Origin of the sequence: Marinimicrobium sp. (assembly GCF_002695945.1) — a bacterium.
Classification (GTDB): Bacteria; Pseudomonadota; Gammaproteobacteria; order Pseudomonadales; family Cellvibrionaceae; genus Marinimicrobium; species Marinimicrobium koreense.
On record NZ_NZQP01000040.1, the window covers coordinates 1 to 16257 of the forward strand.

At 60.4% G+C, this 16257-nt stretch carries 11 protein-coding genes; all 11 read left to right on the top strand.

Translation table 11 applies throughout. The annotated features are described in order from the left end of the window. The coding region (gene smc / locus CMG77_RS09380) for a chromosome segregation protein SMC (RefSeq protein WP_286904253.1) at nt 1-3078 on the top strand (3078 nt) is incomplete at its 5' end. A 45-nt stretch (nt 3079-3123) separates the two neighbouring features. Beyond that, the gene (zipA, locus tag CMG77_RS09385; protein ID WP_286804595.1) at nt 3124-4359 is read left to right on the top strand and encodes a cell division protein ZipA; all 1236 of its coding nucleotides are present in this window, start codon (nt 3124-3126) and stop codon (nt 4357-4359) included. Between the two features lie 71 nt (nt 4360-4430). Then, on the top strand, nt 4431-6476 hold the full coding sequence (gene ligA / locus CMG77_RS09390; RefSeq protein ID WP_123637351.1) for an NAD-dependent DNA ligase LigA: 2046 nt from the start codon (nt 4431-4433) through the stop codon (nt 6474-6476). Beyond that, a complete protein-coding gene (locus tag CMG77_RS09395; RefSeq protein WP_286804596.1) occupies nt 6476-7081 on the top strand; it encodes a transglycosylase SLT domain-containing protein in 606 nt (201 codons plus the stop codon). Before ligA ends, CMG77_RS09395 begins: the two co-directional genes overlap by 1 nt. A gap of 116 nt (nt 7082-7197) precedes the next feature. Continuing rightward, nucleotides 7198-7623 (top strand): hypothetical protein, encoded by a 426-nt coding sequence (locus CMG77_RS09400; RefSeq protein ID WP_024460151.1) that lies wholly within the window; start codon nt 7198-7200, stop codon nt 7621-7623. A 549-nt stretch (nt 7624-8172) separates the two neighbouring features. Beyond that, complete coding sequence (gene hemB / locus CMG77_RS09405; protein ID WP_286875669.1) at nt 8173-9156, top strand: porphobilinogen synthase; 984 nt, start codon at nt 8173-8175, stop codon at nt 9154-9156. Nucleotides 9157-9163: 7 nt separating this feature from the next. Further along, the gene (locus tag CMG77_RS09410; protein ID WP_123637353.1) at nt 9164-9439 is read left to right on the top strand and encodes a DUF3012 domain-containing protein; all 276 of its coding nucleotides are present in this window, start codon (nt 9164-9166) and stop codon (nt 9437-9439) included. A 7-nt stretch (nt 9440-9446) separates the two neighbouring features. Further along, complete coding sequence (locus CMG77_RS09415) at nt 9447-10955, top strand: Wadjet anti-phage system protein JetA family protein (protein ID WP_123637354.1); 1509 nt, start codon at nt 9447-9449, stop codon at nt 10953-10955. Then, the gene (locus CMG77_RS09420; protein WP_286875667.1) at nt 10936-11646 is read left to right on the top strand and encodes a DUF4194 domain-containing protein; all 711 of its coding nucleotides are present in this window, start codon (nt 10936-10938) and stop codon (nt 11644-11646) included. Before CMG77_RS09415 ends, CMG77_RS09420 begins: the two co-directional genes overlap by 20 nt. A gap of 174 nt (nt 11647-11820) precedes the next feature. After that, nucleotides 11821-15444, top strand: coding sequence for an ATP-binding protein (locus CMG77_RS09425; protein WP_286904254.1), 3624 nt, complete (start codon nt 11821-11823; stop codon nt 15442-15444). Continuing rightward, nucleotides 15441-16253: an ion transporter gene (locus CMG77_RS09430; protein ID WP_286904255.1), complete on the top strand. Its 813-nt coding sequence runs from the start codon at nt 15441-15443 to the stop codon at nt 16251-16253. The genes CMG77_RS09425 and CMG77_RS09430 overlap by 4 nt, the downstream gene beginning before the upstream one ends. Nucleotides 16254-16257: the final 4 nt, after the last annotated feature.

Sequence of the window (16257 nt, forward strand, 5' to 3'; positions counted from 1 at the left end):
GAGCAGGGAATGATCTCGCGGTTGATCGAGGCCAAGCCGGAAGAGTTGCGAGTGTATATCGAGGAAGCGGCGGGGATCTCCAAGTACAAGGAGCGGCGCCGTGACACCGAAAACCGCATGCGCCGCACCCAGGAAAACCTGGAGCGCCTGACCGACATTCGCGATGAGCTGGAGCGTCAGCTCAGCCGCCTGCAGCGCCAGGCACAGGCCGCGGAGAAGTACACCGAATACAAGAAAGAAGAACGCCAGCTCAAAGCCCAGTTACAGGCCCTTAAGTACCGAAACCTGGACGATCAGGCCAAGGCAAAGCAGACCGGTATCCGCGACCTGGAGCTGCGCATGGAGTCTTTCGTCACCGATCAGGTGAACAAGGATACCCAGATCGAGAAGTGTCGCAGCCAGTACACCGAACTTCAGGATAAATTCAATGAAGTTCAGGGCCGGTACTATGCCATTGGCGCGGACATTGCCCGCATTGAACAGACCATCCAGCACGCCCAGGAGCGCAGCCGCCAACTACAGACCGACCTGGAGCAGACCGAGCGGGACAGCCGCGAAGCCGAAGACAGCCTGCAGTTTGACCGGGAGAAAGCCGAGGGCTGGGAAGCCGAGCTGATGGAAATAGAGCCGGAGCTGGAACTGGTTCGGGCCGCCGAGGAGTCCTCCGGGGACGCTTTGCAGGAGTCGGAAGAGGCCATGCAGCGCTGGCAGACCGAATGGGATACCTTCAACCAGCGTGCCGCCGAGCCCCGCCAGCGGGCGGAAGTTCAGCAGTCCCGGATTCAGCATCTGGAACAGGTTCAGCAGCGCCTGCTGCAACGGATCGAGAAGCTCAAGGAGGAGAAATCCAACCTTCAGTTGGGCTCCGACGATGAAGAAATCGAACAGCTGAACGAACAGTTGGCCGAACTGGACCTGGTGGTCGAGGAAAAACGCGGTCGCAGCGAAGCGTTGGGCGAGGAACTGGAAACCCGCCGGGAAGACAACAACCGCCTGGCGGACGAGCTGGATCAGGCGCGCAGCAAGCTACAGAGCCTGCGCGGCCGCCACGCCTCCCTGGAAGCCCTGCAACAGGCCGCCCTGGGTGAGAAGAGCGAGGCCGTCGCCGACTGGCTGGCCGAGCAGCAACTGACCGACCAGCCGCGTGTGGCGGAAACCCTGACCGTGTCCGACGGCTGGGACAAGGCGGTCGAGACTGCCCTGGGCAACAGTCTGCAGGCGGTCTGCGTGGACGGTTTTGATGCGGTAGCCAATACCCTCGGGGGACTCAGCCAGGGTGAACTGGTATTGATGGATACGGCCCGCCGGCCGGGCGCCGTCACCGGTGACAAGGCGGAGCGCCTGCTGGACAAGGTTCAGGCCGACTGGGATCTGAGTGAGTTGCTGCGCGGTGTCTACATCGCCGAAGACTTGCCCTCCGCCCTGGCGCTGCGCTCACAGCTGGAGGCCGGCGAGTCGGTGATTACCCGCGACGGCCTGTGGCTCGGTCCCCAGTGGCTGAAAGTGGCCCGGGACACCGACGCCAGCGACGGTGTGATTGCCCGCCGTCAGGAGCTTGAAGAGCTCGACGCCAGCATTGCGGAACTCGAGGAAACCGTTGCCCGTCTGGATGAGGCCCGCACCGAAGGCCGCGAGGCCGTGCAGAACCTCGAGCGCGAGCGGGAAAACCAGCGTCGGGAATCCGACGAGCAGAGCCGCCGCGCCGGTGAGTTGCGAGCCCAGTTGAGTGCCAAGCAGGCCCGTATCGAACAGATCAGCGTTCGCCGCGAGCGCACCGAAACCGAAATCCGGGAAGCCAGTGAACAACTGGACCAGGAGGGCGAACAGCTCGCCGAAGCCCGGATGATCCTCAGCGAAGCCATCGAATCCATGGAAATGGACACCGATGAGCGTGAGCGCCTGTTGCAGCAGCGGGATGAAATCCGCTCCGGTCTGGATCAGGCCCGGCAGAAGGCCCGGCACGATCGCGACAAGGCCCATGAAATGGCCATGCGCGCCCAGTCTCTGAAAACCCAGCTGGACAGCATTCGCTTGGGTATTACCCGCCTGCAGGAGCAGACCCAGCGGCTGCGCGAACGCAAAGAACAATTGCTGGAAGCACTCGGCGAAACGCGGGATCCCGCCGAGGAGCACCAGCTTGAGCTGGAAGCGAATCTGGACAAGCGCCTGGCGGTCGAAGGGGAGTTGAGCGAGGCTCGCCGCGCCCTTGAAGAGGTCGAACAGGAGCTGCGCACCGCCGAACAGGCCCGGCACAAGGCTGAGCAGGAAGTTCAGGCGGTGCGGGCCCATCTGGAACAGGAGCGCCTGGCCGCCCAGACCTTTGAAGTGCAGCGGGCCGGGCTCGCCCAGCAACTGAAAGAAGATGAGTTTGACCTGGACACCTTGTTGGCGGACCTGTCCGAGGACGCCGAAGTGAAGCCCCTGGAGCAGGAGCTGGAACAGGTGGCCGGCCGCATTGCGCGCTTGGGCGCCATCAACCTGGCCGCCATCGACGAGTACCAGACCGAGTCAGAGCGCAAACAGTACCTGGACGCTCAGGATGAAGACTTGCGCGAAGCGCTGGAAACTCTGGAAAACGCGATCCGCAAAATCGACCGCGAGACCCGGACACGGTTCAAGGAGACCTTTGACGAGGTCAACAAGTCCCTCCAGGAGCTGTTCCCTAAAGTGTTCGGCGGCGGACACGCCTATCTGGAACTTACCGGCGAAGATTTACTCGATACCGGTATTGCCATCATGGCGCGGCCACCGGGCAAGCGGAACAGTACCATTCACCTGCTCTCCGGTGGGGAGAAGGCGCTTACGGCCATTGCCCTGGTATTCTCGATTTTCCGCCTGAATCCGGCACCATTCTGTATGCTGGACGAAGTGGACGCGCCGCTGGATGACGCCAACGTGGGCCGCTATGCCCGCATGGTGGAAGAGATGTCCCAGCACGTGCAATTCATTTATATTACCCACAACAAGATTGCCATGGAGATGGCGCACCAGTTGATGGGTGTTACCATGCACGAACCGGGCGTATCCCGCCTGGTTACTGTGGATGTGGACGAAGCCGCGGAACTGGCAGCGGTATAATGCGCCTCGGGCGAGCAGACAACGGAGTAATTGACGGTTAACGCTATGGGTGACTGGCTGACGATACTGATTATCCTCCTGATCCTCGGGATTCTGCTCGATGGCTGGCGGCGTATGCACAATGCCCGCAAAGACTCCCTGAAGGTTTCGCCCTCGGTACGCCGCTCAGCGGGGTCGAGCAAGGCGGCCGCCGACGACTATAGCGCCGAGCTTCCCAATGGCGGTGCGCGCGTGGTGGCCTATCGGGAGACGCCGGAGGATGAGCGTCCTTTCCATCACGCCCCCGTGGATGAAGTCGATGACGATCGGGACCTTGATGGTCAGGATTTTGATGATAGAGCGTTTGACGATCGCGAAGCGCTGCAGGAAGAGGACGGTGAGCTGGCCGAGGACGACGAAACCAACCTCGATCAGCAACTGGCCGAACTGGACAGCGAAGCGGCCGAAGCCGAGACTCGGCCGCCCGCCACCTCCAAGCTGACCTCTGAACGCCAGCGCCCGGAAACCCACCGGGGCATTCCGGAGCAGGTCACGCTGAATCTGGACGAATCGGTGCCCATTTTGATGGAAACCACCGGCGAAGATACCTTTGAGGACGATCCGGAGCGGATCGAGCCCACCTTGGGTGGAAACGCCGACAGCAGCGTATCCAGCGCCAGGGCGGCCAAGCCGGAACCCTCGAGCCCCGCCCGCAGTGAGGCTAAAAAGCCCGAAGCGCCGGTGGCAAAATCGCCCAAACCCGCGCCCGCAAAACCCGAGCCCCGGAAAGCCGAAAAAGGGCCCTCTGACCGTCGCAAAGCCAAACCGGAGGAGCCGCCGAAGGCGCCACCGCAGCCCGATGAGGTGCTGATCGTGAACGTGATGGCGCCCACCGGTGAGCAATTCCGCGGGGACGCTCTGTTGGACTCGCTGGTGTCAGCGGGCCTGCGCTTTGGTGACATGAACATTTTCCATCGCTACGAAGGGGCCAAAGGTGGCGGCCCGATCCTGTTCAGCCTGGCCAATATGGTCAAGCCCGGCGTCTTTGATCTGGACACCATGGCGGACTTCACAACGCCCGGCGTCAGCCTGTTCATGACGCTACCGCTTGAAGAGCGGGTCGAGCTGGACAATGTGGAAGTGTTCGACGAAATGCTCGAAGCCGCCCGGGCCATTGCCCTGGAGCTGGGGGGCGAGCTCAAGGACGAAAACCGCAGCGTCATGACCCGGCAGACCCAGGAACACTGCCGCCAGCGCATCCACGAGTTCGAGCGCAAGCAGCTGTCCCGGATGCCGCACTAGGCGACCTGGGCACGAGCCCACGCTGAACCGTCTGACAATGAAGTAACCCGACTGCCAGGATAATTCCGTACATGGCCAAATCGACCTCTGCCATTCCGGCCGAGACCAGCGCCCGGGCGCAAACGCTCCGGGCCGAGATTCAGGAACACAACTACCGCTACTACGCGCTGGACGAGCCCCGGATTCCCGATGCGGCCTATGACCGGTTGATGCGCGAGTTGCAGGATCTGGAAGCCGAGTATCCCGAGTTGGTGACGCCGGACTCACCTACCCAGCGGGTTGGACAGACACCGCTGAGCGCCTTCGCCACGGTCACTCACGAACTGCCGATGCTCTCCCTCGATAACGCGTTCGGCGAGGACGACCTGATCGCCTTCGACCGGCGGGTCCGGGATCGGCTGCAGGACGACGCCACTATTGAATACGCCTGCGAGCCCAAGCTCGACGGCATTGCAGTGAGCCTGCTGTACCGCGATGGCCTCCTGGTGCGCGGCGCCACCCGGGGAGACGGCACCCAGGGCGAAGACATTACCCAGAATGTCCGCACCATCGACTCGATTCCCCTGAAACTGCGTGGCTCCGGGTACCCACGGGTGCTCGAGGTGCGCGGTGAAATTTACATGCCCAAAGCCGGCTTCGAAGCCTTGAACGAAAAGGCCCGGGAAAAGGGCGATAAATTGTTCGTCAATCCACGCAATGCGGCCGCTGGTAGCCTGCGGCAGTTGGACGCGCGCATTACCGCGACGCGCCCCCTGGAGATGTGTGCCTACAGCGTGGGTTATGTCGAAGATGGCGAGGTACCCGCCAAGCACTCGGAAACACTCGAGGCGTTCCGTGACTGGGGCCTCAAGATCAACCGTGAAATGCGGGTAGTGCAGGGCGCAGATGCCTGTATTGAGTACTACCAGCAATTGGGCGAACGGCGGGCGCAGCTGGATTACGACATCGACGGTATCGTGTTCAAGGTCAACCGCCGGGACCTGCAGGACGAGCTGGGCTTTGTGGCCCGCGCGCCGCGCTGGGCGATCGCCTATAAATTTCCCGCTCAGGAAGAAATGACCCAACTGCTCGACGTCGAGTTTCAGGTCGGGCGCACTGGCGCGGTCACTCCGGTGGCGCGGCTGGAACCGGTGTTCGTCGGCGGCGTCACCGTTTCCAACGCCACCCTGCACAACCGTGACGAAATCGAGCGACTGGGCGTCAAAATCGGTGATACCGTCATCGTGCGCCGCGCCGGGGATGTGATTCCGCAGATCGTCTCGGTGGTCACCGACCGCCGCCCCGACGATGCGCGTGAGATTGAATTTCCCGACCACTGCCCGGTGTGTGGCTCGCCGGTCGAACGCGTACCCGGCGAGGCCGTAGCCCGCTGCGACGGCGGCCTGATCTGTGCCGCCCAGCGTAAAGAGGCCATCAAGCACTTTGTCTCCCGCAAAGCACTGGACGTGGATGGTCTTGGCGACAAGCTGGTGGATCAGCTGGTGGAAAAAGGCCTGGTTAACGCGGTGGCCGATCTTTACCACCTGACCCGTGAAGACCTGACTGGGCTGGAACGCATGGGCGAGAAGTCCGCGGACAACCTGCTCAAGGCCCTGGACAACAGCAAACAGACCACCCTGGCCAAGTTCATCTACGCCCTGGGTATCCGTGAAGTGGGGGAGGCCACCGCCCGCAATCTGGCCCAGTACTACGGCAGTCTGGATGCCCTGGCCCAAGCGGATGAAGAGCATCTGCAACAAGTGGACGATATCGGCCCTGTAGTAGGCCACTTCGTCGCCGAGTTCTTTGCCCAGCCCCACAACCGCGAGGCGGTAAAGGCTCTGCGCGACGCCGGCATTTCCTGGACGGAACAGGCGCCCATTGACCGTGGGTCCTTACCCCTGGCGGGGCTGACCTACGTCCTGACCGGATCGCTGGAATCCCTGACACGGGATGAGGCCAAGGAACGTCTGCAGGCCCTGGGTGCCAAAGTGGCGGGCAGTGTGTCGAAGAAAACCGATTACCTTGTCGCCGGCCCCGGGGCCGGCTCCAAGCTGAAAAAAGCCGAGGAGTTGGACGTGGATATAATGGACGAGGCCGGCCTGCTTGAGTTGTTGAACCAGTGGGAGCAGAACTGATGCGAGCGCTGAGTCTGATGCTGTTGGCACTGACCACACTGGTTGGTTGCGCCTCCGCTCCGCCCAAGAGCAGCGACAACATCTGCGACGTCTTTGACGAAAAGCGAGGTTGGTACAAAGACGCCCGGCGCGCCGAGCGCCGTTGGGGCTCGGACATCCCGACGTTGATGGCCATGATGTACCAGGAATCAACCTTTCGCCCCAAGGCCAAGCCGCCGCGCACGAAAATCCTGTGGGTGATCCCGGGTCCGAGAAAGAGCAGCGCGTTTGGCTACGCGCAAGTGAAAGACGAAACCTGGAAAGAATATCAGCGCATGAGCGGTAATCACTGGGCCAGCCGCAGCTATTTTGCAGACGCGATTGATTTTGTCGGCTGGTACAATGCCCAGAGTAAAAAGCGGGTTGGCATCGACAAAAACGACGCCCGAAATCTGTACCTGGCGTACCACGAAGGTCACGGCGGCTTTAAACGGCGAACCTTTGATCAGAAAGCGTGGCTGGTGGGTGTTGCCGGTAAAGTGGAACAGCGGGCTCGGCGCTATCGCGAGCAATTGAAGTCTTGCGAAAGGCGTTTCAAAGGCCCTTGGTGGTGGCCGTTGCGGTAACTGATGTCGGATTACGCGCTGTGCGCTAATCCGACCTACGGAACTGCGAGTAGGTCGGGTTAGCGAAGCGTAACCCGACAAAAACATTGGTCAGGCAGTCGTGAAAAGGAGCGGCTATGGATCAAGAATCGATTGTGTATGGTTGCATCAAGGACATGGCGTATCTTCCCTCGGAAGGGCAACGCCTGCTGGTCAATCGCGACGCGATGTTGACGTTGCCGCACGCGGACGATTGGCCGTTTTTGTCCCAGGAGATGTTTTCGATTCCGCAGGTGGAGGTTCGTCCAGGACACTACCAGACGGAGGTGATGCATTTCGGCGCATCCTATAAAGCCGTTGAGTATGAGTGGGATCAGTGGATCGCACAGTTTGAGGATTTACTGAGCAAGATGTATTGGGTCTCGGCCACGGTACACCTGGAAACGGAGTTGTGCGGCACGCATACATTCACCTGGGAGTCTACGGCAAGCTACCACAAGCCGGGCTCAGGAGATATGCAGGTACGCTGCGAGTGGTCGCACGAGGGTGCTCTGGCGGTTTGAAGGCGACGATACGATAACTTTCGGTTTAACCCGAGAGCCCGGCGGCTACGGGGTATAGCCATTGGAGACCCGCCGTGAACCCATCCATGGGGGCTTCTCGTCGACATCCATGTCTCCGAGAGTCTCCAATGGCTATACCCCGCATCCGCCTCAGCACTGACGTAAGCGAGTTGGGTGCGGCACCGGGATCGCTACGACCGCACGGAGGCGGATGCAAGGTAAGGGGTTTCGGAACCGTCGCTTCAGGGAGAAGCGATGGAGCCCCATGGGCCGCTCTTTGGCATCCATGCCATCGCGGCATTCGTGCATCCATGCACGTCACGGGTTTATGCGTTTCCGAAACCCCTTACCTTGTAGCCGCCGGACCTTCCGGCTAGCACGTAAGGTTTGTGTCGGATTACGCTTCGCTAATCCGACCTACGGGGTCATCCCGTGAGTAGGTCGGGTTAGCGAAGCGTAACCCGACAAGCCCGGCTATTTTGCATTCGTACTTGTTACGCTAAGAATGTTTGGCGTTGGCCACAATCAAAAATCGATCAGAGGTAATCAATGACCAACGATACTCATCCCGAATTTCGGTTTCGTCGGCTGCGGCGGACGGGCGCGCTGCGCGACATGGTTCGGGAAACCCGGCTTGAGGTCAGTGACCTGATATTGCCGTTGTTTGTCGAAGAAGGCATTGATCAACCCGTCGAAATAGGCAGCATGCCCGGCGTGGTTCGCTACCCAGAAGCCCAGCTCGCCGACAAAGTCACCAGCGCCTGGAAAAAAGGCATTCGGGCGGTACTGCTGTTTGGCGTGTCCCGGCATAAAGACGCCGAAGGCTGCGACACATGGAACCGCGAAGGCCTGATGGCGCGGATGATCCGCACCGTCAAAGCCGCCCAGCCCGAGATGTGCGTCATCAGCGACAACTGCTTCTGCGAATATACCGATCACGGTCACTGTGGCGTCGTCCATGGGGACGATGTCGATAACGATGCGACTTTGAAGAACCTGCAGAAGCAGGTCGTGGTGGCGGCCAAGGCCGGGGTCGACATGATTGCCCCCTCCGGGATGCAGGACGGCATGATCGCCGCCATCCGTGCCGCACTGGATGCCTCCGGTTATGGCCATATTCCGGTGATGTCCTACTCCACCAAATTTGCGTCCGCCTTCTATGGTCCTTTCCGGGACGCTGTGGACAGCAATTTCAAAGGCACCCGGGCCAGCTACCAGATGGACCCCGCCAATCGTCGGGAAGCGCTGGCGGAATCCCTGCAGGATGAGGATGAAGGGGCGGACATTCTGATGGTCAAGCCGGGTATCGCCTATCTGGACGTGCTGGCGGACATTCGAGCGCATTCCGCTCGGCCGCTGGCGGTGTATCAGGTCAGTGGCGAGTACGCCATGATCAAGGCCGGCGCCGAGGCCGGAGTGATTGACGAACGGGCGGTTGCCATGGAAAGTCTGTTGGCGTTCAAGCGCGCTGGGGCCGACTTGATCATTACCTATTTTGCCGAAACCGTAGCCGACTGGCTGAACGAATCCTGAGGTAGTCATGAAAGCGATTTTTGCCCTGATGGGCGCCAGTGTCCTGATGATTGTTGTCGGCGTGTTGCTGATTCTGAATCAGCCTGAATCCGAACCAGAGGAGCCGGCCCGGGATATCGCGGTCATTCCCGCGCCCGCCGAGCGTGATTCTGAAATCCCCCAAATCGAGGTGAATGCCGAACCCGGCAGTGAGGCCTGGTGCGAGCAGATGATGAACGTCCCCAATGCCGACTGGTCGCGGGAGGATTCCCAGACCTTTGCCGACCAGTGTATTTACGATTAACTGCTGAATGTTCTTCACCGACGAACGTCCCCATTTCTTCAATCCGCTGACGGGAAAGTACCGTGAAGTGGTCGCGGAATGCCTGCGTCTGTTGTACCAACGGCTATACACCGATCTGCGGGATTATGGCGCAGGCCTGAATCGGGAAGGGCTGCTGGATATTTTCAAGGAAGCGATAGCCCGCACTCCGGTTCTGGACAGTCGCGACGAGCCCGGTGACAGCGAGGGGCGCTTCAAAACCCAACGGGAACTGGCCGGTTTTATTGTCAATCGACTGCTCGAAGCCGGCTGGCTGGAGCGTCGGGTAGATGATGCCAACCTGCAGAGCAGCTACGGCTTTTCCCGCATGGGACGGCTGTTTACTCAGCCCTTTGCAGCCAACCAGCACAATGACTTTCGCACCCGGCACCGTAACACCCGCAATACCCGCAACAGTCTCCAGGCCTTTCTGGATCGCGGCGAAGTCCACGACCTGCTGGATGCCTACGAATACTCCGAGCGGATCATCAGCGACTTCACCGATGTGATTGCAGAGCTGGAGGAACGTAAGCGGCAGTTGGTCCGCGATGTTGAAGCCCGGCAGTTGGTGCAACAGGCCAGCGATGAATTTTTCGACTTTATGGAAAAAGTCTTCAAACCCGATCTGGAAGTCCGGCTGTCCGCCGATAGCGTAGAGAAATACCGGGACCAGGTGGCCCGGATCATCAGCCGCATTCGGCGCAAACGCAAATACGGAGAAGGCGACCCCGAAACGGCCGAGAAAGACTGGCGCGCGGTGATGGAGTTGCGCCTGCGAGCACTCTTGCCGCAACGGGTGGTGCCGGGTAGCTCGCTACTGGAAACCCTGCTTCAAACCATCGAGACGCGACTGAAAAATGCCTGCGATGTGATGTTGCCGGCCCTGCGCAAGGCCCTGAATACGTTTACCCAGCGGGCCGATATCATCATCCGCCAGCTAAGCTATATTCATGCCCAGAGCGGTGACGGCGCCCTGGAGCTGTGTCAGTTGTTGGCGGCGCAACCTCGCGAGCGACAGGACGAACTGTTGCAGCGTCACGGCGAGGACTGGTCCGCACTGCACTTGCGCTATATCGACCCAGGCCAACTGGTGCTGCGTGAGCGACGCGCCCGGGCCCCCATTCGCAGTGACCTGGACGATGATCAGCCCCTGGACCGGGACGCGCAACGACAGCTGTATATTCAGCAAGCCCTTGAACAGGCGTTTTCGCTGCAGGGCAAGGATGTGCGCGCCTACGTACAACAGGCGCTGGACGAACAGGGGCAGGTCAGCAGCCGGTCGCTGACCGCCGTGAGTCTCCCCGAATTGTTGAGTCTGGCGCGGGCCACCGAGGTGGGGGCGGCGGCCAACCTGTCCTCCGAGTTCGGTTTTCGGGTGCGTCAGGATGAGGCCTGGTTGGCGGAAAGCCCGCGCATTACCGAGGGTGATTTCTTCACCCACCGCGACGAATACATTATTGAACTGACCGAGGATGCCAATGAGCCCTCTGACCGATAGCCTAGAACGGGCCCTGGAGTCACACAACCTGACCCTCAAGGAGTGGCGGGAGTTGATTCAGCGACTGCTGGACTATGGCGTATTGTGCCGGGACGACAGTCAGGTGGAAGCCGAGCTGTACGATCGCTTTGAGCGCATTGAAGCCCTGGTGGATGACTACCTCAGCCTGATGGGGGTTCGTCTGCAACACGATACGCGCTTTCAGTTTGTCCGCCTGATCCCGCCCGGTGCGAGAGTGCCCGGCATTGAAGATGAAAGTGACGAGCCGTTTAACGGCGGTTTTCGCACCCGCCTGAATCAGGCGGAAATCGCCCTCGTGCTGATTTTACGCGCCGAGTATGACAAGGCGGTGCGCGAGGGTGTGATTGACGAACAGGGCTGCGCGACCCTGTCACTGGAAGCGGTGGCGCTGGCCAGCAAGAACCTCCTGCAGCGCAGCCTGCCCGAAGCCCTGGCGGAGCGCCGTCAGCTGTTCCGCCGGCTGCGTCAGTTGCGGCTGATTCATTACGCCCAGGAGGCGGATCTGGAGCAGACCGATAGTTGGATCAAGGTGCGGCCGTTGATTGTAAACCTGGTGAACAACGAGTGGCTGGATAATTTGCGGCATGACATTGAAGCCGAAGCGCCGACCGCGGAGGTGTCCGGCGAGGCCGAACCGGAAGGCGCATCGATATTTTCCGGGGAGCGGTGATGGCGGCCGAGATGGGTTACGGCGGATGCGCTGCGCTTATCCGCCCTACGCAAACCACGGCAGTCCGCGTAGGGCGGATAAGGCCAAAGGCCGCATCCGCCGTAACCCAAACTTGCCGTAACCCCAGCCACATGACCGAACAAGAACCAAGACGCACTTGGTGAGACCTGATTTATGTATCTGAAGAAGTTCATCTACATCCACTGGGGCAACATCCCCAATACCGAATGTGAATTCGGCCCGATCAATCTCTTCTCCGGAGGGAATGGTTCGGGTAAAACCACTGCGGCGGATGCCATTCAGACCATCATGACCGCCGCCCACGACAACCTGTTCCATTTCAACCCCGGACAGGACGAAGCCAGCCAGCGCGGGCGGGGTGGCAAACAGGTGCGCACGCTCGCCTCCTATGTGCTCGGCTGCGACGACGGTGCCTACGCGCGGCCCGAAGGTTGTGATGGCTACCTCGGCGCGGTGTTTTACCCGACCCCGGGAGAGACCAGTGAGCCGTTCACCGCACTGATCGGAATGCGTGCCCACCTGGAAGGCTCCGGCCAGCAACGGGTCGCGCGTCTGGACGAGCTGCAATTCATGTTATTGCCGGGTGTTCAGCTCGGCTTATCCGATTTACTGAAGAGCGATACCGGTGGCCGCTATGTGCTGCCCCTGGATCGGGCGTATGGCCTGTTGCGGAAACAGTTCGACCCTGAGTCCGTCGAGAAGTATGACAAGAAAAAAGCCTATCTGGGCCGATTGTATGGTCTGATCCGGGACCGACAGGATGCCGTGTCCGAACGGGAGGCGATGAACGCCGCCCGGGCCTTTTCGCGCTTTATGGCCTACAAACCGATCAAAGGCATTGACGAGTTTGTGGCCAACGAAGTGCTGGAACCGCGCGATCTGGGCGAAGCCATTCGTTCCGTGTCGGCAATGCTCAAGCGCATTCACGGCATGGAAGCCGATGCCCGACAACTGCGCGAAGCCATTGAGCGGCTCAACCAGGGCCGACTCACGGCCGGTCACTTTGTCGATCAATGGCTCGATTGGCAATTGCTCCATTACGGCCTGGCCCGGCGCCGTTACAACGACTGCCAGAACCGCTACCTGACCGAAAAGCGTAAGCAACAAACGCAGCGCGAGGCGGTGGAAGCGAACCGGCAGGCCATTGAGTTGAGCGAGCAGCGCCGGGATGACCTGCAGCAGCAGTTGTTGGATCTCAACACCCGACGCCTGGGCATTCCCGGGTTGCGGGAAAAAGACCAGTTGGCTCAGGAACGCAAAGCGGAGGAGCAACGGCTGCACGCGACGGTGCCGAAGCTGTTGGAACAACTGCAGAAAGTCGATCGCAATCGCGAGAGTGCCAAGGTATTGCACGACGGCTTGCGCCGCACCTCTTTGTCTTTGGTGTTGCCGGAGTTGGCCGATAAAACTCGCAATGCCCGCCTCAAAGCGATTGCCGAGGATGACACTCGGCTGGACGCCCATGAGCTGCTCAACCGGGACTGGATTGACATCAGCCCGTTGGAATCCCGTCTGGATCAGGCTCTGACGCAACAACAGCAACACCGCCAGTTGTGGTCGGACTGGTTTGAGAGTGAAGAGGGCACCGCCAATCTGCGGGATCGCCTGGCGCGCGAGTGTGACAAGCGCCAGCAGGCCTGCGATCAGGTACAGGCGCGAACCGAGCGTTTGGGGCGGGAAATGGGCGCATTGGAAGCCCGGGAAGTGAGCTATCCGCCCTACGTGCAGCAGGCATTGGCGGAACTGCACAAGCAGCTTCCCGAAGCCGATGCCCGGGTGCTGTGCGATCAGGTGGAGGTGACCGAGCCGGAGTGGCAGTCCGCCATCGAAGGCTATCTGGGCGGCGCCCGTTTTGGTTTGATTGTGGACCCGGATTATGAGGCCGAGGCCATTCGATTGGTTCGCTCCCTCAGTGGCGTCGGTCAGAAGGCCCGGGTGATTCAGGGCCACAAGGCCCGGCGGGATAATGAAAAGCTGGGTGCCTTGCCCCAGGGCAGNGTGGTGGAAGTGATGCAGTTCAACCACGACACCGCCGAGCAATACCTGAAGGCGAGCTACGGCTCAGTGCAGCGGGTACCGGATGCGGANACGCTGCGCAATACCCGNCGNGGNGTCACACGGGACTGCCTGGGCTCGGGNAATTANTCNCTGTTCCGCTGCGATATNGCCGACAGCGANCTGGTGTTCGGNCAGAGCGCCCGTGAGCGCGCCCTGGCGGCCCGCCGACNGGAGCAGGANGCGTTGACCCGNGANTGGCAGGCGAGCCGGGANCTNGCCGTCGAGGCGCAACAACTGCTGGCCGCCGTGGACGGACTGCGTGTCCCCGAGCATGGCGACTGCCTGCAGACCATGCTCAGCGCCCAGCGNCGCNTGCAGTCNNTGGAGCAGCAGGCNGAGCAGCTCGACCTGAGNGCCGGTGANGCNCTGGAAGAGGAGCTCCAGGCGTTNAAGGGCCGGGTGGATGANCAGGCNGCTCAGGCNCGGGCGCTGAANGAGGAGCGNGCCAACCTGCTNGCGGAATTGAAGAANATCGACAGTCGCTGCCAGACTCTGGATCGGGATCAGGACCAGACTCTGGCNGTGGTGGAGCAGTGCGAACAGAGCCTGGAAGGCCTGGATGCGCTCGCGCCGGGGTTCGATGCCGAGGNNNGGTTGGCCGAGGTCGACGAGGANCTGCGCGAGGCCCGCTATTATGAGGCCCGTCTCGCGGACGTGCAGGGCGAGCTGAAAAGTGCCCTGCACAAACTGCAGCAGNGNGTNNTGCAACACAATCANCAGTGCCGCCCGGCGGACGCNTTCGCGCTGGAACTGGACTTCAGNGACGAGTTCGGACGGGAGAATTTTGCCCGCATCTGCCAGTTACGCCGCCAGTTCGACAGCCTGTACAACCGGGACAAGAACCACATCCTGGCNCAGCGNCACAGCGAACTGCAATCCCTGCGGGACAGCTTCAACAANGCNTTTGTCACCAACCTCTGTCACTCGATCTACCANGCNATCAANGATGGCAAGCGGGTACTGGAGGACCTTAACCGGGAGCTGGAGCACCACCGTTTCGGNGCGGACCGGGAGCGNTTCCGGTTTGATTGGCAGTGGGTGCCGGAATTCAAAGAGTACTGGCAGTTTTTCAAGGCGATCATCGATAATCCCAGTCTCGGCGACGGTGCCACCCTGTTCGATATCGAGCTTGAACCNAAGCANCAGAANGTGCGCGAGCGGCTGATGACCATGCTGCTGGATGAGGACGAGCAGAAGGCGCTNNGGGATCTGGAGCGNATCGCGGATTNCCGGAATTACCGCCGCTACGAAATCTACAAGGAGCCGGANGGCAAGCAGCCCATNGCTCTNAGCCAGTANGGNACCGGTTCTGGTGGCCANTTGGAGACGCCNGCGTATATNATCCGCAGTGCGGCCATTACCTCGGCGTTCCGCTTTGGCGAGGGNAACAGCCATTTGCGNATGGTNTTGGTGGATGANGCCTTCTCNAANATGGATGAACACCGCTCNCGGGAGGTNATTCACTACCTGACCGAGAGCCTGGGNNTNCAGTTATTGTTCATCATGCCCAGCAGTAAATCCGGTCCGTTCCTGGAGNTGATNTCCAACCAGTTTGTGTTCAGCAAGTGCGCCACCCGCGAGCGGGTAGGGGAGTTGCAGACCCGGGTGGTGTTGGATCGACAGGANTGCGACCGGGAGCGGATTCAGGAATTGATGGCNAACCACCGCCAGACGATTCGCCAGCAGGCGGAGTTGGATTTTCTGGAAGAAGTCGAATGATATCAAACGATACNNTNCAATCCCGGTTCAACCAACTGCGTACCAACAAAGCCTTCGAGCTGTTTGTGGTGGGCATNATCATCTTCTCGGCTCTGGTCATCGGGGCCAAGACCTATGATATNCCGCCGCTGATCTCCAACGCGATTGTCATTACCGACTGGTTCATCACCATCTTCTTNCTCNTGGAAATCACCATCCGTTTCCTCGGGGAACCGCGCAAACGCGACTTTTTCAAATCCGGCTGGAACATCTTTGACACCACCATCGTGNTNGTCAGCCTGATNCCCATTGAAGACAGCGAACTGGCCCTGGTGGGCCGCCTGGTNNGGGTNTTCCGGGTGCTGCGNATGGTGTCCATCATCCCGGAGCTGCGCACNNTGCTCATCTCCNTGCTCAAAGCNCTGCCACAGCTCGGTTATGTGGCGCTNATGATGTTCATCATNTTCTATATCTACGCCGCCATCGGCAGCATGTTNTTTGCCAGNGTCAANGANGAGCTCTGGGGNGATATCGCCATCAGNATGNTGACNCTGTTCCGGATCATGACCTTTGAAGACTGGACCGATGTGATGTANGAAACCATGGTGGATTACCCNTTCAGTTGGGTNTTCTACGTNACCTTCATNTTCCTGTCGGCNTTNGCGTTTCTGAACATGATCATCGGGATCGTCGTNAACGTNNTGGACGAGCAGCACCGCAAAGAGCGCCAGGANGAGGGCGAGCCNACCTTGCGGGAGTTGCAGANTGAGCTGCGCGAANTNAAGGANCTGGTGCGTCAGTCGAGCCNACCCCGAACACCTCAGGAGTAACCTC

What these genes read in the sequence shown, in the direction of transcription:
- CMG77_RS09410 (WP_123637353.1), top strand. Translation starts at nt 9,164, where the DNA reads ATGAAAGCGATTTTTGCCCTGATGGGCGCCAGTGTCCTGATGATTGTT.
- hemB (WP_286875669.1), top strand. Translation starts at nt 8,173, where the DNA reads ATGACCAACGATACTCATCCCGAATTTCGGTTTCGTCGGCTGCGGCGG.
- CMG77_RS09415 (WP_123637354.1), top strand. Translation starts at nt 9,447, where the DNA reads ATGTTCTTCACCGACGAACGTCCCCATTTCTTCAATCCGCTGACGGGA.
- ligA (WP_123637351.1), top strand. Translation starts at nt 4,431, where the DNA reads ATGGCCAAATCGACCTCTGCCATTCCGGCCGAGACCAGCGCCCGGGCG.
- CMG77_RS09395 (WP_286804596.1), top strand. Translation starts at nt 6,476, where the DNA reads ATGCGAGCGCTGAGTCTGATGCTGTTGGCACTGACCACACTGGTTGGT.
- CMG77_RS09420 (WP_286875667.1), top strand. Translation starts at nt 10,936, where the DNA reads ATGAGCCCTCTGACCGATAGCCTAGAACGGGCCCTGGAGTCACACAAC.
- CMG77_RS09400 (WP_024460151.1), top strand. Translation starts at nt 7,198, where the DNA reads ATGGATCAAGAATCGATTGTGTATGGTTGCATCAAGGACATGGCGTAT.
- zipA (WP_286804595.1), top strand. Translation starts at nt 3,124, where the DNA reads ATGGGTGACTGGCTGACGATACTGATTATCCTCCTGATCCTCGGGATT.